A 20,847-nucleotide genomic window follows, 5' to 3' on the forward strand; every position below is an offset into this window, starting at 1 on the left:
GAAGGGACCCGAGCAGTAGGACATATCCAATTATCTGGAAGAAATATATTCCTGTTTTTAAGAAATGTTAATCTGTCCGGAAGCTACCCGCCGAGGTAGAGTCTGCCGACCTCCTCGTCTTCCAGCAGTTCGGTCCCGGTCCCCGCGAATTTTATCTCGCCGCTGGCGAGGACGTAGCCTCTGTCGGCAATCGACAGTCCTTTCTCGGCGTTCTGCTCAACCAGCAGGATGGTGGTGCCCAACTCGTTCAGGTCCCGAATCCGGTCGAAGACCTGCTCGATGTAGGTCGGTTCGAGGCCGATACTCGGCTCGTCCAACAGCATCAGTTTCGGCTCTACGACCAGTCCTCGGGCGAGTTCCAGCAGTCTGCGCTCGCCGCCCGAGAGCATCCCGGCCTTCTGGTCGCGGCGCTCGTCGAGGCGCGGGAACTCGTCGTAAAGCTCCTCGGCCCGGCGGACAGCGCGGTCGTCGTCGTCGAAGACGTACCCACCCATCAGCAGGTTCTCGTGGACCGACATGTCCGGGAAGACGCTGGACGACTGGAGGACGTAGCTCACCCCCGACCGAAGACTGTCCTGCGGGTTCCGGTGGGTCACGTCCTCGCCGTCGAACGAGATACTGCCCCCGAACACGTCGGCGAACCCGTAGATGGACTTCATCACGGTACTCTTGCCCGACCCGTTCGGCCCGACGAGGCAGGCGATTTCGCCCTCGCCGACGCCCAAGTCCACGTCGTGGACGACGGTCGTGTTGCCGTAGCCAGCGGTCACGCCGGAGAGTTCCAGCAGGGCGTCGGTCGCCTCCGGAGATTCGGTTTCGGCCATCTCACTCCCTCCCCAGATAGGCGTCGATGACGCGCTGGTTCGACTGAATCTCGTCGGGTCGCCCTTCGGCGATTTTCTCGCCGTGCGCGAGGACGTACACTCTGTCCGACACGTCCATCACCACGTCCATGTTGTGTTCGATGAGGAAGATGGTCACGCCGCCCTCGTTGGCCTCCCGGATGTAGTCGAGCATCCGGCGAATCATCGAAGGGTTGATGCCGCCCGCGGGTTCGTCCATCAGCAGGAGGTCGGGGTCAGACATCAACAGCATGGCGAACTCCAGCAGTTTCTGCTGGCCGAAACTCATCCGTCCCGCCCGCATCTCCCGGAGTTCCCACAAATCGACGCGCTTCAGCAACTGTTCGGCCCGGTCACGGGCCTCGTCGCTCGGCGGTCGAAAGAGGCGCGAGACGGTCCGGTCCTCGCTGGCCGCGACCAGCACGTTCCGCAGAACCGACATGCCGCCGTAGATTCGCGTGTGCTGGAACATCCGGCCCAGTCCGGCCCCGGCGATGCGATGCTCGGGCCAGTCGGTCACGGCCTCGCCGCGGAGGAACACCGACCCCTCCTCGGGGTGCTGTCGGCCCGCGATGCAGTCGAACAGCGTGGTCTTACCCGACCCGTTCGGCCCGATGAGACCGACGATTTCCCCCTCGCGGACCTCGGCGTTCACGCGGTCCACCGCGGTCAGGCCGCCGAATCGTTTGGTTAGGTCCTCGACGCGCAGAATGGGGTCGCCGCCGGTGCCGGTTTCGGCGGCGGGCGTCGATTCGGCCTCCGTCTCTGCGCTCACGAGTCGCTCACCTCCGGGTCGCCCATGTCGTGGTCGGTGGCGTCTGCTGTTTCTTCGGCCGCCGCCTCACCACCCATCTCGGAGGTGGTTTCGGCCGCCGCCTCACCACCCATCTCGTAATACTCCATCGCAGTCGCACGCTCCTCCAAGGTCCCGACGATGCCGTCAGGGAGCAAGAGGACCGTCGCCACGATGACCAGTCCGAGCGCGACGAGTTGCCAGCCCGGAAACACCGTGTCTACGACGAAGATGGCCAGCGTGAGGCCGAACGCGCCCAGAATCGGCCCCGCGACGGTGCCCGCGCCGCCGATGAGCGCCATCGTGATGAGTTCGACGTTCCAGCCAAGGTTGTAGGCGGTCTGTGGGTCAACGAAGGTGTTGAACGCGCCCCACGCGCCGCCGACCCATCCGGTGAACAGCGCCGAGAGCATCCACGCCGCGGTCTTGTAGTAGGTCGTGTTAATGCCCATCGCGGTCGCTCGGCCCTCGTCGTCTCGGATGGCGTTCAGCACGTAGCCGAATCGGGTCCGAGTCAGGTAGAGCGCGACCGCGGTCTCGACCGCCAGAATGGCGAGAAAGACGTAGTAGAAGGTGTTCTCGGGCGGAATGTCGAACAGAATCTTCCCGCTGGCTCCGCCGGTGAACTCCACGTTGCGAGTGACCTGAATCGAGACCAGCAGGACCCCGAGCGTGGCGATGGCGAAGTAGCCGCCCCGCAGGCGCAGGACCGCGAGGCCGATGACCAGCGCGAAGCCGACCGCAATCGGCCCGGCCACGAGAACCGCCGGGAAGAACTCGACTCCCCAGTCCTTCAGCAGGATGGCGGTGGTGTACGCGCCGAACCCGAAGAACGCCATGTTACCGAAACTCGGATAGCCGGTCTGACCGCCCACGAGGTCCCACGACAGCGCCAGCACCGCGAAGATGTACATCTGGACGACGACCGTGAGGTAGAACCCCGAGAGGCCCAGCGTCGGGAGGAGCGCGCCGACCGCGACCAAAATCCCGAGCAGGAGCCACGCCCGGTCGCTGAGTGCGGCGAGGAGCCGCGAGAGCGAGGTGGTCTCGGGGCCGGCGTCGGCGCTGGCGGACTCCCGACTCATCCCTCGCCCTCCTCGACCGACCGGCCGAACAGGCCGCTCGGCTTGACCAGCAGGAGGACCACGAGCAGGGAGAAACTCACCGCGAGGGTCCACTGGCTCCCGACGAACCCGGCGGTTAGCTCCTCGACCGACCCCAGTAGCAGACCGCCGACCAGCGCGCCGGGGATGCTCCCCAGACCGCCGAACACGACGATGACGAAGCTCTTGAGCGTGTAGGCCAGCCCCATCTGTGGCTGGACGCTCAGAATCATCGCCACGAAACTCCCCGCGCCGCCTGCGATGGCCGCCGAGAGGCCGAACGTGACCGCTCTGGTGTGGGCCACGTCGATGCCGACTAGTCGGGCGGCCTCCGGGTTCTGGGCCACCGCGCGAATCGCCCGACCGCGGCGCGTCGTCTTGAGGTATCCCCACAGCAGGAGCGTCAGCGCGATGGCCCCGACGAAGGCGATGAGCTTGATTTTGGGGATGAAGACCCCGGCGAGGACGACGGAGGGGTCGGCGAAGCCAGCGCCGACGCTCCGGGGCGTCGCGCTCCACGCCTGAATCGCCAACTGCTGGAGGACGATGCTCACGCCGAAGGTCACCAGCAGGGTCAGAAAGAGGTCGGCGTCGGTGACGTGCGTGACCACGAGGCGCTGGAGCAGGTACCCTACGACGTAGAGGGCCGCGAGCGCGACCGGAACGGTGGCCAGCGCAATCCAGACCGACCCCTCCCCGCCCGAACCGCCCGCGAATGCCACCAGCCAGTAGGTGACGTACCCCCCGAGCATGAGGAGTTCGCCGTGGGCGAGGTTGATGATGCCGACCACGCCCCAGATTAGGGCGAAGCCGACGGCGACGGCGGCGAACAGCGCGCCGACCAACAGGCCGTTGACGACGAACTGGGTGACAGCCATCGCTTACCGGTCGGACCAACTCGGCGCGGGGTAGATGGGCGCGCTCTGCTGGACCGCCTCGGGCCAGACGATGTTCTTCTGGGCCGACCCGCCGTCTTGGGGTTGCCACTGGTAGACCAGCATGTCCTTGTCGATGACGCCGTTGTCGCCGAACGCGACGTTGCCGTAGGCGGTGGTGAACTCCACGTCTCGGATGGCGTTCCGGACCGCAGTCGGTTCGAGGTTGCTCACCTGCTCGAAGGCGCGCTGGAAGGTCTGGATGACCGAGGCCCCGGCCGCGTTGTGGTAGTCGGGTTGGTAGCCGTACTCGTCCTCGATGGCGCTCACGAAGTCGCCGGTCGAACCAAAGACGCTGTCCTCGAAGGTGGCGTTGATGGCCCACGAACTCGGGCCGTACATGTAGTCGCCGTTCGCGCCGGACTGGTCCTTGAACGACGACGTGAGGCTTCCGACCGTCGCCATCGCCATGTCCACGTTGACGTTCTGAGCCTCCATCTGGCTGGCGAGGATGACCGCGTGCTTCTGGTGGGCCGCCAGAATCAGGATGTCGGCATCGCTGTCTCGGACTCTCCCCAGCAGGGTCGAGAGGTCCGAGGTCTCGGTCGGGAAGGTCTGGTCCACCGCGATGTTCACGCCCTCCGAGTTCAGCTTCTGGCGCGCGCCCTCGGCGGAACTCTGGCTGAAGGTGTCGCTCTCGGCGAGGAGGGCGGCCGACTCTGGCGGCGAGTCTTGGGCCATCGCCATCTCGATGGACGACAGCGGGTACTTGTCGGCGGTCGGCAGGAGACCGAAAATCCACTCGTTGCCCTGACTGAAGATTTCGGGACTCGCGCCGCCGCCCTCGACCATCGGACGCTGGTTCCGGGCCGCGACGGCGCTCGCTGGGAGCGTGACCGTGCTGGAGTACGGCCCGAGGAGGTAGTCCACCCCCTCGCGGTCGATGAGTTCCTGATAGATGGCCCGACTCTTCGAGGCGTCGGTCTCGTCGTCGCGCAGAACCATCTCCAACTCGTAGGTGTTGCCGTCGCCGGCCTCGACGCCGCCGGCCTCGTTGATTCGCCGGATGGTCAACTCGTAGGAGTCTCGGTAGAGTTGCCCGAGGTCGGCGTTGTCGCCCGAAAGACTCATCGACCCGCCGAGCGTGATGGTGTTTTCCTGTGCCGCCGCGCTTCCGATTCCCGTCAGCGCCGTGACGCCCGCCAACCCGGTCGCTTCGAGGAACTTCCGCCGTGACGTGTCGGTTCGCATGGCTCTTCGGTGGTCTACCCCCTCGGCCATAACGTTAATTATTATTCAATATATTTAGGTCCGAGAAATCGCAGATGGAACCGACCGAGAGCGTCGAAACCCGGCGTTTCGTGGCATCCGAATGGGCGCAGGTGCCGTCGGACCGACGACTGAGGGAAACTACTGACCGAAAACCACCCAACCCAAAACCGAGGTGAGGGAAGAAATATAATTGCCTAGAATATATGCAGATGGTTTTAAAATACACAAAGTTAGTTCCGGATGCCGGTCTCAGTCGTGACCCGAAACTTCGACGGGTTCGTAGGGTTCTTCCAGATACGCCACGTCGCTCGCCGAAAGGTCGATTTCTAGCGCCTCCACCGCGTCCTCCAGATGCTCGACGCTGGTGGTGCCGACGATTGGCGCGTCCACCCAGTCCTTGTGCAGGAGCCACGAAAGCGAAATCTGAGCCATCGTCACGCCCTTGTCGGCGGCGATTTCCTGTACGCGCTCGTTGACCTCCTTGCCGCCGCCCTCCCGGTAGGGGTGGTCGTACATGTGTTGTTCAGTCTCGCCGCGTTCGGTCGCGTCGATGTCCTCGTGCGGCCGAGTCAGGTACCCGCGGGCCAGCGGACTCCACGGCATCACGCCGACGTTCTCCTGCTCGCAGAAGGGAAGCATCTCGCGTTCCTCCTCGCGGTAGACGAGGTTGTAGTGGTTCTGCATCGTGTGGAACCGCTCTAAGCCGAGGCGGTCGCTTTCGTGGAGCGCGTCGGCGAACTGGTAGGCCCACATCGACGACGCCCCGGCGTAGCGAATCTTTCCGCGCCGAACCGCGTCGTCCAGCGTCCGCAGGGTCTGCTCGATTGGCGTCTCGTCGTCCCACCGGTGAATCTGATACAAGTCGATGGTGTCCATCCCCAACCGGTCCAGCGACTCGTCCAGTTCCTGCTCGATGGCCTTCCGCGAGAGGCCGCCCGAGTTGGGATTGTCCTCGTCCATCTGGAAGTAGCACTTGGTGGCGACCACGCTCTCGTCGCGCCGGCCCTCCAGCGCGTCGCCCAGCACGCGCTCGCTCTCGCCGTTCGAGTACATGTTGGCGGTATCGAAGAAGTTGATACCGAGGTCGATGGCCCGCTCGATTATCTCCTCGCCCTCCTCGGGGTCTAAAACCCACGGCCGCCAGTCGCTGGTTCCGAAACTCATGCACCCGAGACAGATTCGACTGACTTCCATGCCCGTGTCGCCGAGCGTGGTGTACTCCATGCTGGGGTAGTTGCCCGGCGAGCGTATAAAACTGCGTCAGGCGGCGGTCGGTTCGGGACCAACTGGCGGTTCCCCGGCCATCCCCTGCAACGACTCGGCGAGTTCGAGCGCCTCGCGGGCCTCCGCCTCGGAGACCGACCCGGATGCGAACGCGGCGCACTCGTACAGTTCGGTGAGTCGCGCCAGCGTTTCGAGGTCGGCGTCGCCGAGCAAGTCGGCGTCCCGACAGACGGCGGCGAATTCCAGATGGGTCTGCGGACCCTGCGAGTGTACCTCCTCGCCGAACTCCGAACGCACCGCGGCGTAGGTCAGCACGACCACGGCGTCGAACGCTCCGGCGTCGAGCGACGAGACTGCCGAGTCGAAAAGTTTCTCGGACGAGTGGCGGGCGATTTCGGCGTCCCCGTCCGACTCGCGGGTCTCCTCGGCGAACCCGTGTGGGTCCTCGGACCTGAGTCGCCAGACCACGACGCCGAAGACGGTCAGAAAGACGAGTCCCGCAACGCCGAGGGGCAGGTCGTCCGAGAGGACCGGGCCGGAACCGACCGACGAGAGGGTGTCGTTCGCTCGCGCGGATTCGAGGTTCCCGATTTCGGAGTACCGGACCACGACTCGACCTGCGCCCCCCGACCGGGCGCGCTCCGGAAGTTCGACCGTCGCGGCAAATGCCCCCGTCGCGTTGGTCCTCGCGGTGGTGATCGTCGTCCCGCCGACGACCACGCTGACGGTTCGGTTCGGGACCGGTCGGTCGCTCCCGGCGACGAGTCGCCCGGCGACGAATGCTGACTCGTCGAGGGTCCGGGCCTCGGTTATCGACAGGGAGGTCGGCGTCGATTCGACCCGAATCGGTACCGTGGCGTTCGCCGGGGCGAGGCTACCACGACCACCGCCGTCTCGGCTTACGGCGTCAGGCCCGAGTCGGACCCGGACCTGTCGGTCCCCAGTCGAAACGTTCGCCGGGAGACGCCGGGAGGCCTCGAACGAACCGTCCGGGCCAGTCTGGAGGAGCGCGACCCGGACCCCGCCGACGGTCACGACGAGGGGCACCGCGGGTGCGCCCACGCCGTCCGTCCCGACGCGCCCCTCGACAGTCAGGGCCTCGTCGTAGCTAACTCGGCCGGGCGAAGTCGATAGCCCGACGGTCGGCGTGACTCGTTGGACTGCCAACCGGACGCTGGCGTTCGCGCCGACGTACATCGACTCGTTGTCGGGCCGAAAGGCGACCGACCGGCGGCGCTCGCCCACCGAGGCCAGTGTCGGCCGATACGCGAGGCTGAACCGGCCGCTCGCGTCGGTAGTCGCATCGAGCGTCCGGTTCCCGATTCGAAGGGTCACGTTTCGGTCGGCGACGGGCGTCCCATTCGCAGTCCGGAGACGACCAACCAAGGTCGCGGGATTGGCGAACGAGACGGTCGACTCCTCAGTCCGAATCGACAGGTCGGTCCGGACGAGCGTCTGGTTTCGGACGGTCATCTGGGCGTCGGTGACGTTGGCACGTAGCCGACCGATTGTCCGGGTGACGTGACGGAACCTGCCCTGCCGGGCCGACGAGAGGTTCGCGTAGCTTCGGTTGAGTCGAATTGCGGTTCGATTGACCGACTCCGCCCGTCGTTCGAGTCTGTGGGCAAGCCTTCGGGTCCGGACCGTCGAGTTAGTACGGGTGGCGTTTAGGTCGCGGGCCTGCCGGTAGGTCCGGTACGTCTCGCGGTACGACTCCAGTTCGGCGAAGAACTCTCGCTGGAGGAGTCCCACCGTCGAGAAGCGACTGTCCTCGGCGTTCTCGCCGGGCGTCCCGTTAGTGAGTTCGGCGTACTGGTCGGCGAGGCGGGCGTACTCCGAGTCGTTGTCGACAAGCCGTCGGGCACGCTCGCGGTTCTCCTCGCTTTCGTTCGCGCTCCGCGAGAGTTCGCCCGACATCTCACGGACTAACCACGTCTGTACCTCGCCGAGGTCACTCTCCTCGCTGACCGCACGCGGATTTCGATGCGGGACCGCGGAGTCGTTGCGCCGGGGAGCCGTGGAGTTGTTTCGCTCCGACGAGACCTGCTGACTGCTCGCCGACCAAGACGTGCGGGTGTCTGGGACGACGCCTGCGACTTCGCTCTTGCTCGGGGTATCGTCCGTTAGCACTGTTACTTCAGCGGCAGACTCGTCGGCGACGAGCGAGGCACTCGCCCCCGTGACGGGCGCGAACGCCGCCGCTGTCAGGAGCGCGATGGCGACGATTTGCCGTCGGCTCACACCCCGTCCCCCACTATCACAGGGTTGCGTACTCCGGCCGGGGTTATACCTTTGGTGGAGACTTCGGCGTCCCCGCACCAATCGGTGTCCTCGGCTCGAATTGTATTTATTTTGAAAACAATTCTACTGGTGCTTTACAATTCGAAAATACGTCTCGTACCGCGCCGGACTCCGCCGTCGGTCGGCGTTCCGACCGGCCACTTCTGGAGAACGCTCTCGTGAGAATCACCGAATCGAATTGTCCTCTGCTCGGAATACGGGGTCGCGTGGTAGTTCCTGCCCGAACCTTGAATTACGCGAGGACCGTCTACGACTGCATGGGGGTGACGCGCCGGTACTGGGGAGAGGCCGGACTCGTCGTCGTGCTGGCCGGACTGTCTGTCCTGTTCGCTCGACCGCTGTTGCTCGTGGGGGCCGCGGGCATCGCCGGGTGGTTGCTTGCGGGACAGTACGCCTTCGGCCGGACCGCCTCGGCGGTCGCCGACGAACTCTCGGTTACCCAGACGCTCGACCAGAATCCCGTCACCGTCGGCGACGAGGAGCGAGTCGTGGTGACCGCCGACCTACTCGACGAGACGCCCGTGTCGCTCACGGTGATGCCAAACCCACCAGTCGGTATCGAGACGACCGACGGCGGTGGCGAAACCGAAGACGCTGACTCCTCCAGACGACTTTCGCTATCGGTCGGCGACCGGACCGCGACCGGAACGTTCGAGGTCCGATGCCCACTCGCCGGAACCTTCGAATTCGACCCCGCAACCGTAACCGTGACCGACGAAACCGGACGTTTCCGAACGAGGTTTCGCTCCGGGTCCACGCCCAGCGTCGTCGTGAATCCGCGCGAACCGGAGAACCTGCACATCGGCGTCGGCGGTGAGGCAGTCAACGCGCCCTACGGCGAACACCGAAGCGACGAGCGCGGCCCCGGTATCGACGTGGCCGAACTCCGGGCCTACGTTCCGGGCGACGCGCTACGCCGAATCGACTGGAAGGCCACCGCGCGACTCGCCAAACCCCACGTGAGGGAGTTCGAGAGAGAGACCGAGCGCCGGACTGCACTCGTGGTAGACTGCCGGCCCACGATGGCGACCGGTTCCGAAGACGGAACGAAGTTCGACTACGCTCGGCAGGTCGCACTCGCCGTGGTGCAGTACGCCCGCGACCGAAACGAGTCGCTTCGCTTCTATCCCGTCGGCAACGAGGGCCTGCTCTTGACCCACTCCAACGCCGCAACCGCCGAGGAGTACGACCGAATCGAGCGCGAACTCAGGTCGCTCGACGCCCGGAGTCGTCGCACCCGGAGCGACGGAACCGGAACCGTCGAATTCGCTCCCGCGGACGCCAGACGGTTCGCGCGCCGGATGCGGGGTGACGACTCGGCGTTCGCCGTCCGACTGCGGCCGTTCTTCGCGGACGCCGACCCCTACGTCGAGCGAATCACCGACGACCCGCTCTACGGCGTGGCCCGGAGGAACCTCGACCAATCCCGGCAGGCGATTACGACCGTCGTCGTGACTGACGATTCGAATCGCGCCGAGACCAGAGAGGCAGTCAAACTCGCACGCCGACGCGAGGGCCACACACTGGTCTTTCTGACGCCGAGCGCGCTGTTCGACGCCACTGACACCGACCCCGAAACCGCCTACGAGCGCTACGCCGACTTCGAGCGATTCCGTCGGGACATCGCGGCGCTTGACCGCGTTTCGGCGTTCGAAGTGGGACCGGGAGACCGACTAGAAACGCTGTTGACTGCCGGTGAGGCCCGGCGACGGGCGGGAACGACCGGATGACTGTCGCTGAGGACGAGTCCGCCGGCGACGACTTGCGAACGGTCGGACAGACCAGATTCGGCATGGTCGCCGCGCTCCTGACCGGACTCGGGTTCGTCGCGGTCGCCGGACTGCCCGGTCTCGCCGCGGCCGCGCTCCTCGGGTCTGCATGGGTCCTCGGGCCGACCTACGCCTTCGTACTCGGTCACGTCGCACTCGCCGCAGTCCGCCCTGCGTCGCTGGTCGCACTCGCCCTACTCGAAGTCGGACTGTTCGCCGTTCTCCTCGCGCCCGCAGTGACGGTCGAAAACCCCGCCTTCCCGGTCGCGGTCACGGTGGCCGCGGCCGGGGTCGGAGGAGCACTGAGTTGGGCAAGTACAGGCGGAGAGTCGGTGGTCACGACTCCGGTCGCCGCCGTGCTACTTGTTGGCGCGTTTTCGGTGGCGACCTACTGGCTCGACAGGTCTCAGCGCGGTCGAACGTCCGGGCAACCCGACCCCGGCGAGCGGACCGGCCGAGAGCGCGATACCGACACCGAGTCGAAATCCGGAACGACGGAGGAGGACGACACCGATGAGTGACGCCAGCGAACGCGACCCCGAGCAGGCCGACGAACGCCGCGACGAGTCCAGTTCCGACGGGACCGAGGCCGACCTCGCGGCCCAACTCGACCTGCTGGCCGAGGAGAACCGACGGCTCCGCGGAGAGTACGTCCGGGCACGCCGGACCACGCATCGTCGGACCGCGCTCGGCATGTTCGCGGTCGGCGCGCTGGCAGTCGTCGGGGCCGTCGTCTTCCCCGACGCCCGAAGCGTCCTGTTCGCGCTCGGTGGCACCGGGCTGTTCGCAGGCGTGCTGACGTACTACCTGACGCCCGAGCAGTTCGTCGCGGCCGAGACTGGTGAGCGCGTCTACGCCGCGTTCGCCACGACTGGGGCGCGACTCGTGGCCGAACTCGGCCTGCAAGACGACCGGGTGTACGCACCCGCCGAGACCGACGACGACGAGTTCGCCGGGGTGCGACTCTTTGTCCCCCAGCGAGGCGACTACGCGGTTCCCCCGCCCGAAAAGTTGGATTCGGTGTTCGTCGTAGCCGACAACGAGTTCGAGCGGGGGGTCGCCCTGCCGCCGTCCGGCGGGGCACTCTACCGGGAGTTCTCGTCGGCCATGACTGCACGAGTCGCCGACCGGCCCAGTCCGCTCGGCGACCAGTTGGCCGACGCGCTCGTGGAGGGCTTCGAACTCGCGGACAGCGCTACCGCCGACGCAAACCCCGACGAGGGCAGACTCGTGGTTGAACTCTCGGGCCTCGTCTACGGCGCGGCCGACCGCTTCGACCATCCGGCGGTCTCCTTCCTCGCGGTCGGTCTGTCAGCCGAACTCGGTACGCCCGTGACAGCGACTGTTAGGGCCGAAGCGGGCGACGAGGACAACCCGACCGAGGCCAGTGAGACGGGTGCGTCGGCCGGAGCAGGCGAAAGCGAGGGTGCCGACGCGCTGGTCGCCTTCGAGTGGGACCCTGCCGTGTTCGAGGCCGAAACGCCGGAGCGAGCGTAGTCTACGACTCGCCGTGTCCGCGGTCGTCTTCCGCGTCTACGCTCGGGGTGGCCTCGATGCCGTCCGGTGGTTCCACGCCGTCCGAGATGGTCTCGACTATCTCCTCGACAGTGACGTCGCTCAGGTTGGCCTCCGCGCTCGGGACCAGTCTGTGGGTCAGCACCGGCATCGCCAGCGCCTTCACGTCGTCGGGAATCACGTAGTCGCGACCTCGAATCGCCGCGCGGGCCTTCGCCGCGTTGAGGTACGAGAGGCCCGCTCTGGGGGACGCGCCGTGGTCGAGTTCGGGACTCTCGCGGGTCGCCACCACCAAGTCGAGGAGATACCGCTTGACCGCGCTATCGACGTGAACCGAATCCACCGTCTCGCGCGCCGACAGAATCTCGTCGGCGGTGACGACCTGTGAGACGTTCTCCGAACCGAGTTCCGGCCGGTCGTCGAACCGGTCGAGGAGGACCATCTCGTCGGACCGGTCGGGCGGTTCGACGGTGAACTTGAACTGGAAGCGGTCGCGCTGGGCGATAGGCAACTCGTAGGTCCCCTCCATCTCGACGGGGTTCTGAGTCGCCACGACGAGGAAGGGGTTCGGAAGCGAGAGCGTCTCGCCCTCGATTGTGACGGTCTGTTCCTGCATCGCTTCCAACAGGGCCGACTGGGTTTTGGGGGTCGCGCGGTTGATTTCGTCGGCCACGACGAGGTTGGCGAACACCGGGCCGCGCTGGAGTTGGAACTCGCCGGTCTCCTCGCGGTAGACGTGGGTGCCGGTGATGTCGGCCGGCAGGATGTCGGGCGTCATCTGGATTCGGTTGGTGTCGAGACCGGTCGCCCGAGCGAACAACCGAGCGATGGTGGTCTTAGCGACGCCCGGAACCCCCTCCATGAGGACGTGACTCCGGGTCAACAGCGAGATGGTGAGAATTTCGACCACCTCGTCGTTGCCGACCAAGACGGTCTGTATCTCGTCACGGAGCGCGTCGTAGACCCCGGCGGGTTCGGTCATCGTGGACCGTGACCACTTCAAGGCGGATAACTCGTCGGGTTCGTTTCGAGCGCGTCGGACAAACGCGGTCCTCGTCGGCGGTTTAGGCCATGATTTGCATCGGTAGCGACTCGACACCGACGAGGACTCTGTGCTTCCGACGGTCCCACCGAACCGGTAGACTCGGCGGAACGAGTTGGACCGCGATGGTTGTCGATGCCCCGGCGGACGGTGCGGTCGGACGAGCGGTCACTGGTCGTTGCTCGAACGACCACTTGCCGATGGACGAGTAGCCGCGTGCATCCGCGGGAGAAAGAATCAAAAGAGCGTGTTAGAAGCATTTTTATACATGCTTAAAATATAGTAAGAAGACTATAATAACGAATATTGTTTCCCTACTCGTCTCGGCGTTCGAGCGCGGAAACCACGCGCTCGACGCGCTCTCGGTCCCAATCGGGATAGCGCCGTTCGAGGTGCGCGACCAACTCGGCGGGCGAGGCCCGAGGACGGTCCTCGTCGTCAGACCGGGCGAACGCCGAGCGCCACCGCTCGGGGAGCGTCTGCCGGATTCGACGCCCGACGCGCGCGACGGGCCTCCCCGAGGTAATGGCTAACACGGACTCCGCCCCGACTGCGGGCCGACGAGACCAGACCGCCAGCGCGCCGACAACCAGCGCACCCAGACCGAGTTGGAGGACGGCCGACTGTCGGACGAGGAGGACCCCGAGAACCGCGGGCGGGAGCGCCGACTCGACGTGCGAGTAGTCGAGCAAGAGCGTTCGGTGGTCCGCTAGCAGGGAACGCGCGAACTGGCGGTTACCCGGCCGGTCGAGCATCGCGTTGATGAACACGCTCGGGTCGCTCACAACGACGACACGGCCCGCGCCGACCGATTCGACCGTCGCCACGGGGTACGACCGGACCGACTCGCTCCGGTCAAGCGTGGCGTTGCCGTTGGTGTCGAGATAAGCGTAGTCGGACGTATTGACCAGCGTGGTCGCGCCGTTGGGGGTGACCGCGGTGGCGTGGTTCAGCGTGACCGATTCGACGCCCGCAACCAGCGAGTGGTTCGCTACGCCGGTCGCAACCGGCATCACAGGACTCCGGTAGTTCGAGTATCCGTCGCGCAATCGCCCGGTGTCGAGGCGCGCCGACGCGCCGACCGACCCGAGGAGGTCGTCGGCGTGGGGGCCGAAGTCGCCCGCGACGACGAGCGTGCCCCCGGTTCTGACGAACTCGGCCACCCGTCCGGCCTCGCCCGAGCGATATGCCGAGTCCGGCGACAGCACGAACGCGACCGTTCCGGGCGGGGTCGCCGACGAGTAGGCCGCCGTGTCACCGGTCACCGTCACGTCGAGTCCCGCGTCGTCGGCGACCGACCGGAGCGAACTCGCGCCGTCCCACTCGGTGTTGAACGTGCTGAACGTCGCCCCGGACGTACCCGCGCTGAAGACGACCAGTCCTGCGATAGCGACGACTAAGCCAGCGAGAACAACCTGCGGTACCGACGGCGACGACCAGTCGGACGCGTCCATTCCAGACGGGATACACCGTCGGCCGTATAGAATCGTTCCCATAGTCACACCCCGACCGAGCGTGTATCTTTCCGCGGCCGAAGACGGAATCTCGGCGTCGGGAGGACTCCGACGAGGAGTCGGTGGTCCTTGCCAGTCGGGTCCCGGAACCGCCGATAGCTTTTCCGGACGCGACGCGGTATGTGAGGGAGATGAGTTCCCGACAGCGAGAACGGTTCGTGCGGTGGCAGACCGCGTGGATGCTCGCCGGGGTGTTCGCCTTGCTCGCGCTGGACGCGCTGTCTGTCCCGCGTTTCATCGCCGTCTCGCTTCTCGGACTGCTGGTTCTCGTCCAGTTTACGGCCCCCATCAACGTGACGCCGCGGTGGCGACAGCGACTCGGATGGCTGGTGACGCTCGCGCTGGTCGGATTCGGACTTCTCGTGGTCGGATACGTGGTCGGCATACTCCCCTCGGGACTGGTCTGACGCCGCCCGATAGCCCCCGGTTACGAAACCCACCGATACGCCGATAGCGACTCCGTGTCGGTCCCCGACCCTCCTCGGGACGACTCGGCCCACTGGTTCCCGTCCAGCGCACTACCGTATTCGTTCGCCGTTCCCCCGGACTTGCCGGAGCAATTCGAACGGTTCGGCCGCCTCTAGCCCCGACTTCGCTCCCCAGAGCTTCGCGTTCCGACGCACGTCCTCGGTGTTCCGGGGATGGGGGTGTGTCTGTAACTCGGTCCGATGCTCGCGGAGGGCTTCGAGTTTCGTCTCCAGTTGCTCGGAGATGTCCACGAACGAGGTCGGCTGAAAGGCGTTCTGCACCGATGGAGCCGACCACTCGGACGTAGAGAGCGTCTCGTAGGCGAAGACGGATTCGACCGTCGAGTCTGGAAGCGGTCGCGCCGCCGTAATCACCGCCCGGCAGGTCAGTTCGTGACTGATGTTCAGGTCGCCGTAGTGATGGGTATATATCACGTCGGGTTCGTGAGTGCGAATCTCGTCCTCGACCGCCTTCACGAGGTCCAACAGCGGAATCGCGTCGAAGGAGTTGTCCGGAAAGCCGTGAAAGCTCACCGAGTCGATACCGAGGACCGAACACGCTCTTCGAGTACAGTCGCGCCGCTCTCTCATCTTCGTCTCGACTTCCGGAGTGATTTCGTCGTATCGGGCGGGTTCGGCCTCCGAGAGGATAGAAACGTGAACGTCGTCGCCTTCCTGTTCGTGTCTCGCTAGTGCCCCACCGACGCCGATGATTTCGTCGTCCGGGTGCGTCGCCACACATAGCACCTTCATGATTCTCCAGTCCGGGTTCGATGTTTGCCGGTAAAAGATGTCGCCTTCGTCCAACAACTCAAGAGACTATTACTTTCCCGTAATCCCGTGACCGGTGCTGGTCGGCCCGGTCGATTTTTATGAACCCTCGCCGTAGGCCATTGCTACCGTGGCCGGGGACCAGTTCGTTGCCGACCGGCTTTCGCCGGACCTCGCGGCCGTAGCCGTCAGCCCGTTCGTCCTCGGTATCGTGACGCTCGTACCGGGCCGCCTCGGGGCGGCGCTCCGTCTGGTCGTGGGCTTCCCGTTCGTCTTCTTCGCCTCCGGATACGCACTGGTCGTCGCGCTCTTTCCCGAGAAGCGCGCCATCGAGACGGTCGAGCGCACCCTGCTCACAGTCGTCGCCAGCCTTCTGGCCGTCACGGCAGTCGGCGTCCTGCTGAACGTTTCCCCGTGGCCCATCTCGACGCGAAATCTCCTTCTTGGACTGAGCGCCGCAACGCTACTCGGGGTCGTTGCCGCGACAGTCCGGCGACCGGACGCCGAGGAGTCCGGGCGAAACGACCGCTCTGGTGTCCGCGAACGCTTCCGAAATCGGACGCTCCTCGACGCGGCAGTCGTCGCCGCGGTCCTGCTCGCGGCGGGAACCGTCGCTTACACTAGCTACGGCGAGCGCGGGGACGGCTTCACCGAGGCCTACCTGTTGACACCCAACGAGTCGGACGAACTCGTCGCGGCGACCGGGGAGTTCGGCGCTCAGAGCCGCGTCCAGAGCCAAGCCCGGACGCGAGTGGTTTTCGGACTGGAGAACCACGAGAAGCGCCGCGTCCGGTACACCGTGGTCGTCCGCCGACAGCAGGTGTCCGAAACCGGCGCGGGCCGACGGGGAGAGGCCAGTCTCGACGAGGGTCGAATCGTCTCCCGATTCTCACAACAGGTGGACGCCGGCGGGAACTGGCGGGTGAACGACGTACTCCGTCCTCCCGACCGAGAGCGCATCCGGGTGAGCTATCTCGTCTACCGAGGCGACCCTCCGGCCAACTCGTCGGTGGCGAACGCCTATCGAGAGGTCCACCTCTGGCTTCCGAATCCACCGCCGGGAAACCAGACCGGCTAGCGGACGAGTGGCTCCCGGATGCCCGGCAGTCGATTTTCGGCCGTGAAACCCCAGGTTGCGGATTGAAACGCCGGAATATTGCATCGTTATGTGAGAAGTAATCCGTCTTCTGGGCCGAGAACTGTCTGAACGGTAAGCGATGGTTATCACCGTTCCTGTAGAGTCTCACTTTCGAAATCCGGCGGGACAAGAGTTCAGTCTGGCAAAGAACCGCATTTAGCTCACTAAACGGCTGAACTCAACGAGAACCTGTCCGGCACCGGAGTGATAGAATGTCACGGACCGAAACTGGAGACGAAATACCGCAAGACACTCGCAACCGGGCCGCCGTCGGCGTCATTGCGGGACGGGGGAACGTTGATGTAGTCGCACGAGTCGTCATGCGGGCCCATCAGCACGGCCACTACGTCCTCGTTTACTGCAGACCCGGCGTCCAACTCCCCGATTTCGTCCGCGAGCGAAACGTCTCCGTGCTGACTCCCGAAAAGGAGACGACCGCCAGCGAGGAGGACGTGCTTCGGATGGCGAGTCAGCACCTCGGATTCCCCGGACTTCTGTTTCACGACACCGCCGGCGAGTACGTCGATTACGACCGAAGCAGACGCGAGAACTTCGAGGACGACGACGCCTACGTGGTCGAGCCATCGACTCGTCCGGGACCGGACTCGGACCTGCTTTCGATGGTCGCGGCCATCCCCGCGTTCGAGGAGAGCGCCACCATCGGCGACGTCGTACGCGAGACGAGCGAGTACGTGGACGACGTGCTGGTGGTGGACGACGGCAGTAGCGACGACACCGCAGAAGTCGCTCGGGACGCGGGGGCGATAGTCGTCGAACACGACCGGAATCAGGGTTACGGGGGCGCACTTCGCACCGCCTTTCGGTGTGCCGACCGCTGGGGTATCGAAGACATGGTTGTCCTCGACGCCGACGGCCAGCACGACCCCGCAGACGTGCCGAAACTTGTCGAAGCGCGCCGCGAGCGCGACGCCGACCTCGTGATAGGAAGTCGGTTTCTCCCCGGTAACGAAACCTCGTTGCCGGTCTACCGCAGGTTCGGACTCTCCGCCATCAACCTCCTCACCAACGCCAGTCTCGGTCTGGTCCAGTCGCCGATAAGCGACACCCAGAGCGGGTTCCGGGCCTATGGACGTCGAGCAGTCGAGTCGCTGGCAGAGGACCCCGAAATCGGGGAAGGGATGAGCGCGAGTACAGACATCCTCTATCACGCGAGCAGGGAGGGCTACGACATCGAGGAGGTCTCCACGACCATCCAGTACGACGTGGAAAACGGTAACAGTCACCATCCGGTCGCGCACGGTCTCCACCTCGTGGCGAACATCCTCCGGACGGTGGAGCGAGGGCATCCGGTCGCCATTCTCGGTGTTCCGGGGTTCCTCGGGTCAATTTCCGGCATCGGCCTCGGTTTCTGGACGCTTCACATCTACGTCCAGACGCAGGTGTTCCCCATCGGATACGCTATCCTATCGGTGTTCTTAGGATTGGCGGGTATCTTCGCGTGTTTCACCGCCATCGTCCTCCACGCGCTCACCGAAACGGTGCAGAGCTAATCGGCCCCGCGACGAGCAGAAAGACCCTCTCAGAGGGCATAGCGTTAATATAAGAGCTTGTTGTACGGTCTTGCACTCGGGGGTTTCCAATGAGTTCACTAACGACGGGTTCGGTATCGGGGAATCGAGAGCAGAGCCAAACGTCGGAACGACGGGGCGATACATGAGTGACCGGCGGATTCTCGTCGTCTCGCAGATGTTTCCGACGGAGATGGGTGGCAACGCATCCAGAACCGGAGAGATTGCACGCCGACTCGAAGACGACGGCTGGGAGGTGACTGCCGTTGCGCCCGCCAAATCCTACCCACCCGGTGAGTACGAGCGGTCGTGGTCGAGACACGAGACGGAGCGATGGGAGGACATGGCGGTCCATCGCCTGTGGACGTGGCAACCGGTGCGTCCCGATCCGGGGATACTCGTGCGACTCGCCTACTATCTCGTCTTCGCGTTTCACGCCATGGCGTGGGTGACGGTTCACGCCGACGAGTACGACGCAATCGTGACGACCGCGCCGCCGATTTTTACGGCGCTGTCGGCGCTCCCGGCCGCGGTGTTGAAGCGAAAACCGCTATTCGTGGACCAGCAGGACCTCTGGATAGAAGCGGCCGCGGGGTTGGGGTTCATCGAGAAAGACGGTCTCCTCGCGCGACTCAGCAGACTCTATCAGTCCGCGATATTCGCGGTCGCCGAGCGAATCTTCGTCACGACCGACGAGATGGACCGACGACTCAGACGGCGCTACCGCCACGTCGGACCCGACGAGACGGTGCCAGTTCCGAACGGCGTCGATACCACCGAGTTCACGCCCGCAGACGACCCGCCGGACGACACGCTGGTCTTCTGCGGGCACGTCGGCCACCCGCGAGCGATTCCGGTCTATCTCGAAGCGATGACTCGGATGGAAAACGACGTTCGCCTCAGGGTCGTCGGGGGCGGCGACCGACTCCCCGCGGTCAAACGGCGCGCAGAGGACCTCGGCATCGAACAGAACGTGACGTTCCACGGGACCGTAGACGGCGACCGAGTGCCGGAACTGGTCGCCGACTCCACCGTCGGCATTGCGCCGATACGGATGGACGAGAGCCTCGAATATTCGGTCCCCATCAAGGTCTACGAGTACATGTCCTGCGGCCTCCCGGTCGTCGCCACCGACATCGGTGCCGTGACCGAGTTCATGGACGAGAGCAGCGGTGGCGTGGCCGTCGAGAACGACCCCGATGCCGTCGCCGACGCCCTCGACGCACTCTTGGACGACCGACGCAAACGTCGGCGATTCGGACAGCGAGGACGGGCATTCGTCAAGGACCGGTACGACTGGACTGCAATCGGCAAGCACCTGAGCGACACGATACGCCGGGTTGCGACCGACGAGACCGAGGAGGTCGAACCGATTGCAGTCGCGGAGGGTAGATGAGTCGCCGGCGACTCCAGCGGGAGATAGCGACCGGCGAGGCCGACTATCGACTCGTCTCGTGTGCGGCCCAGCACCCCTCTAGGGTCTTTCCCTATCAGGCAGTCTTCAATCACCGGTCCCACGAGGCGCTCAGTCAGTTGGGCGTGGACATCGACGTGGTTTCGCCGACGCCGTTCGCGCCGCCCGTCGGACCCTACTCGGAGTACAGCGACATCCCGAAAGTCGAGCGGATAGGGTCGTATCGCGTCCACAGTCCGCGGTTCCTCTACGCGCTCCCGAAGCGGTACTTCTACCACGTCTCGGGCAACTCGCTGGCCAAGCGCACGACTGCGTACCTCGAACGGAACTTCGACGTGCCGGACGTGCTACAGGCGTGTTCCATCTACCTCGACGGGTACGGCCTCGTGCCCTACGCCCAGCGCCACGACGTGCCGCTGTTCGTCGTGGCCCACGGCGACGTGTTGCTCTACGCCGACCAGTTGTCGGGGCGCGTCCGGCGGAAGGTCCACGAGACGCTTGACGCCTGTGAGGGCGTCCTCTGCGTAAGCGAGGACTTCGCCGAGCGTGCCGAGCGACTCACCGACCCCGAGAAGGTGTCGGTCGTCCCTATCGGTGCGAACCCCGACCGATTCCCGGTCGAGCGCCGGGACGAGATTCGCGCCGCATTCGGCGTCGCGCCAGACGAACCGGTCGTCCTGTTCTGCGGGACCTTCGACGAGCGGAAGGGCGTGCCGGAACTCGCCGAGGCCATCCGCGGACTCGACGACGCCGACGCCCGGTTCGTCGGCGTCGGCCACTCGGGCGACCACCAATCGACGCTGGCGGACGCGCTCCGCGAATCGGACCTCCCGTGGAAGCTTCGCCGAGGAGTCCCCGACGACGAGCTTCGAAAGTGGTTCGCGGCCGCCGACCTCCTCGTCCTCCCAAGCCACGCCGAGGGGCGGCCGACCGTCATCTACGAGGCGATGGCGAGCGAGACGGCGGTGCTGGGTGGGGACGCCGGCGGCATCCCCGAGCAAGTGGTGGACGGCGAGACGGGGGTCCTCGTGCCGCCGGGCGACCCCGCGGCGCTCAGAGACGCGCTCGCCGACTTGCTGGCCGACCACGAACGCCTCCGGGAGATGGGTCGGCGAGGCTACGAACGCCTCGTCGAACAGGGGTGGACGTGGGAGCGCCACGCCGAGCGTGTCACGTCCATCCACAGCGAAGCACTCGACCATCACGAGTAACGGTCGGGAGCGTGCGACCTGATTGCGAGCGGTCGGCCACGGGAGGAAGTCGAGATATAACTAAAGA

General features: G+C 65.4%; 18 protein-coding genes. 8 read left to right on the forward strand and 10 right to left on the reverse strand.

Features of this window, described 5'->3' with window-relative positions; all coding sequences use genetic code 11:
• Window positions 1-83: 83 nt before the first annotated feature.
• The 7 genes from P2T57_RS17715 to P2T57_RS17745 form a co-directional block, all read right to left on the reverse strand.
• Window positions 84-824 carry an ABC transporter ATP-binding protein gene (locus P2T57_RS17715; protein WP_276302459.1) on the reverse strand — a complete coding sequence of 247 codons (741 nt, stop codon included), beginning with the start codon at window positions 822-824 and terminating at the stop codon, window positions 84-86.
• 1 nt (window position 825) lies between these two features.
• The gene (locus tag P2T57_RS17720) at window positions 826-1,554 is read right to left on the reverse strand and encodes an ABC transporter ATP-binding protein (RefSeq protein WP_276302528.1); all 729 of its coding nucleotides are present in this window, start codon (window positions 1,552-1,554) and stop codon (window positions 826-828) included.
• A gap of 59 nt (window positions 1,555-1,613) precedes the next feature.
• The gene (locus tag P2T57_RS17725) at window positions 1,614-2,720 is read right to left on the reverse strand and encodes a branched-chain amino acid ABC transporter permease (protein WP_276302460.1); all 1,107 of its coding nucleotides are present in this window, start codon (window positions 2,718-2,720) and stop codon (window positions 1,614-1,616) included.
• Window positions 2,717-3,616, reverse strand: a complete 900-nt coding sequence (locus P2T57_RS17730; RefSeq protein ID WP_276302461.1) for a branched-chain amino acid ABC transporter permease — start codon at window positions 3,614-3,616, stop codon at window positions 2,717-2,719. Before P2T57_RS17730 ends, P2T57_RS17725 begins: the two co-directional genes overlap by 4 nt.
• 3 nt (window positions 3,617-3,619) lie before the next feature.
• Entirely contained in the window at window positions 3,620-4,864 is a 1,245-nt protein-coding gene (locus P2T57_RS17735; protein WP_276302462.1) for an amino acid ABC transporter substrate-binding protein, read from the reverse strand.
• Window positions 4,865-5,134: 270 nt separating this feature from the next.
• Window positions 5,135-6,109, reverse strand: a complete 975-nt coding sequence (locus tag P2T57_RS17740) for an aldo/keto reductase (protein WP_276302463.1) — start codon at window positions 6,107-6,109, stop codon at window positions 5,135-5,137.
• Between the two features lie 36 nt (window positions 6,110-6,145).
• Window positions 6,146-8,350, reverse strand: coding sequence for a hypothetical protein (locus tag P2T57_RS17745; RefSeq protein ID WP_276302464.1), 2,205 nt, complete (start codon window positions 8,348-8,350; stop codon window positions 6,146-6,148).
• Window positions 8,351-8,667: 317 nt separating this feature from the next.
• Here P2T57_RS17745 and P2T57_RS17750 point away from each other — a divergent pair, with 317 nt between their 5' ends.
• From P2T57_RS17750 to P2T57_RS17760, 3 genes are read left to right on the forward strand one after another with little or no spacing between them, the layout of a single operon-like run.
• On the forward strand, window positions 8,668-10,140 hold the full coding sequence (locus P2T57_RS17750) for a DUF58 domain-containing protein (RefSeq protein ID WP_276302465.1): 1,473 nt from the start codon (window positions 8,668-8,670) through the stop codon (window positions 10,138-10,140).
• On the forward strand, window positions 10,137-10,700 hold the full coding sequence (locus tag P2T57_RS17755; RefSeq protein ID WP_276302466.1) for a DUF8163 family membrane protein: 564 nt from the start codon (window positions 10,137-10,139) through the stop codon (window positions 10,698-10,700). Before P2T57_RS17750 ends, P2T57_RS17755 begins: the two co-directional genes overlap by 4 nt.
• Window positions 10,693-11,676, forward strand: a complete 984-nt coding sequence (locus P2T57_RS17760) for a DUF7982 domain-containing protein (RefSeq protein WP_276302467.1) — start codon at window positions 10,693-10,695, stop codon at window positions 11,674-11,676. The genes P2T57_RS17755 and P2T57_RS17760 overlap by 8 nt, the downstream gene beginning before the upstream one ends.
• 1 nt (window position 11,677) lies before the next feature.
• Here P2T57_RS17760 and P2T57_RS17765 read toward each other — a convergent pair whose 3' ends face one another.
• Window positions 11,678-12,676, reverse strand: coding sequence for an AAA family ATPase (locus P2T57_RS17765; RefSeq protein ID WP_276302468.1), 999 nt, complete (start codon window positions 12,674-12,676; stop codon window positions 11,678-11,680).
• Between the two features lie 374 nt (window positions 12,677-13,050).
• A complete protein-coding gene (locus P2T57_RS17770) occupies window positions 13,051-14,190 on the reverse strand; it encodes a DUF4350 domain-containing protein (protein ID WP_276302469.1) in 1,140 nt (379 codons plus the stop codon).
• A gap of 191 nt (window positions 14,191-14,381) precedes the next feature.
• On the opposite strand from P2T57_RS17770, the gene P2T57_RS17775 reads away from it, so the two are divergent.
• Window positions 14,382-14,657 carry a DUF8044 family membrane protein gene (locus P2T57_RS17775; RefSeq protein ID WP_276302470.1) on the forward strand — a complete coding sequence of 92 codons (276 nt, stop codon included), beginning with the start codon at window positions 14,382-14,384 and terminating at the stop codon, window positions 14,655-14,657.
• A gap of 111 nt (window positions 14,658-14,768) precedes the next feature.
• Here P2T57_RS17775 and P2T57_RS17780 read toward each other — a convergent pair whose 3' ends face one another.
• Window positions 14,769-15,455 carry a PIG-L deacetylase family protein gene (locus tag P2T57_RS17780; protein ID WP_276302471.1) on the reverse strand — a complete coding sequence of 229 codons (687 nt, stop codon included), beginning with the start codon at window positions 15,453-15,455 and terminating at the stop codon, window positions 14,769-14,771.
• A 163-nt stretch (window positions 15,456-15,618) separates the two neighbouring features.
• Here P2T57_RS17780 and P2T57_RS17785 point away from each other — a divergent pair, with 163 nt between their 5' ends.
• The 4 genes from P2T57_RS17785 (at window position 15,619) to P2T57_RS17800 (ending at window position 20,780) form a co-directional block, all read left to right on the forward strand.
• A complete protein-coding gene (locus tag P2T57_RS17785) occupies window positions 15,619-16,566 on the forward strand; it encodes a DUF1616 domain-containing protein (protein WP_276302472.1) in 948 nt (315 codons plus the stop codon).
• Between the two features lie 380 nt (window positions 16,567-16,946).
• The gene (locus tag P2T57_RS17790) at window positions 16,947-18,137 is read left to right on the forward strand and encodes a glycosyltransferase family 2 protein (protein ID WP_276302473.1); all 1,191 of its coding nucleotides are present in this window, start codon (window positions 16,947-16,949) and stop codon (window positions 18,135-18,137) included.
• 163 nt (window positions 18,138-18,300) lie between these two features.
• Window positions 18,301-19,551, forward strand: a complete 1,251-nt coding sequence (locus tag P2T57_RS17795) for a glycosyltransferase family 4 protein (protein ID WP_276302474.1) — start codon at window positions 18,301-18,303, stop codon at window positions 19,549-19,551.
• Window positions 19,548-20,780, forward strand: a complete 1,233-nt coding sequence (locus P2T57_RS17800) for a glycosyltransferase family 4 protein (RefSeq protein ID WP_276302475.1) — start codon at window positions 19,548-19,550, stop codon at window positions 20,778-20,780. The genes P2T57_RS17795 and P2T57_RS17800 overlap by 4 nt, the downstream gene beginning before the upstream one ends.
• Window positions 20,781-20,847 lie beyond the last annotated feature (67 nt).

Source organism: Halorussus lipolyticus (assembly GCF_029338375.1).
In the GTDB taxonomy this organism is placed as follows: domain Archaea; phylum Halobacteriota; class Halobacteria; order Halobacteriales; family Haladaptataceae; genus Halorussus; species Halorussus lipolyticus.

Bases quoted from the DNA above. Each gene is read 5' to 3' on its own strand.
- P2T57_RS17715 (WP_276302459.1), bottom strand. From the start codon at position 824: ATGGCCGAAACCGAATCTCCGGAGGCGACCGACGCCCTGCTGGAACTC.
- P2T57_RS17725 (WP_276302460.1), bottom strand. From the start codon at position 2,720: ATGAGTCGGGAGTCCGCCAGCGCCGACGCCGGCCCCGAGACCACCTCG.
- P2T57_RS17730 (WP_276302461.1), bottom strand. From the start codon at position 3,616: ATGGCTGTCACCCAGTTCGTCGTCAACGGCCTGTTGGTCGGCGCGCTG.
- P2T57_RS17735 (WP_276302462.1), bottom strand. From the start codon at position 4,864: ATGCGAACCGACACGTCACGGCGGAAGTTCCTCGAAGCGACCGGGTTG.
- P2T57_RS17740 (WP_276302463.1), bottom strand. From the start codon at position 6,109: ATGGAGTACACCACGCTCGGCGACACGGGCATGGAAGTCAGTCGAATC.
- P2T57_RS17750 (WP_276302465.1), top strand. From the start codon at position 8,668: ATGGGGGTGACGCGCCGGTACTGGGGAGAGGCCGGACTCGTCGTCGTG.
- P2T57_RS17755 (WP_276302466.1), top strand. From the start codon at position 10,137: ATGACTGTCGCTGAGGACGAGTCCGCCGGCGACGACTTGCGAACGGTC.
- P2T57_RS17760 (WP_276302467.1), top strand. From the start codon at position 10,693: ATGAGTGACGCCAGCGAACGCGACCCCGAGCAGGCCGACGAACGCCGC.
- P2T57_RS17765 (WP_276302468.1), bottom strand. From the start codon at position 12,676: ATGACCGAACCCGCCGGGGTCTACGACGCGCTCCGTGACGAGATACAG.
- P2T57_RS17770 (WP_276302469.1), bottom strand. From the start codon at position 14,190: ATGGACGCGTCCGACTGGTCGTCGCCGTCGGTACCGCAGGTTGTTCTC.
- P2T57_RS17775 (WP_276302470.1), top strand. From the start codon at position 14,382: ATGAGTTCCCGACAGCGAGAACGGTTCGTGCGGTGGCAGACCGCGTGG.
- P2T57_RS17790 (WP_276302473.1), top strand. From the start codon at position 16,947: ATGCGGGCCCATCAGCACGGCCACTACGTCCTCGTTTACTGCAGACCC.
- P2T57_RS17795 (WP_276302474.1), top strand. From the start codon at position 18,301: ATGAGTGACCGGCGGATTCTCGTCGTCTCGCAGATGTTTCCGACGGAG.
- P2T57_RS17800 (WP_276302475.1), top strand. From the start codon at position 19,548: ATGAGTCGCCGGCGACTCCAGCGGGAGATAGCGACCGGCGAGGCCGAC.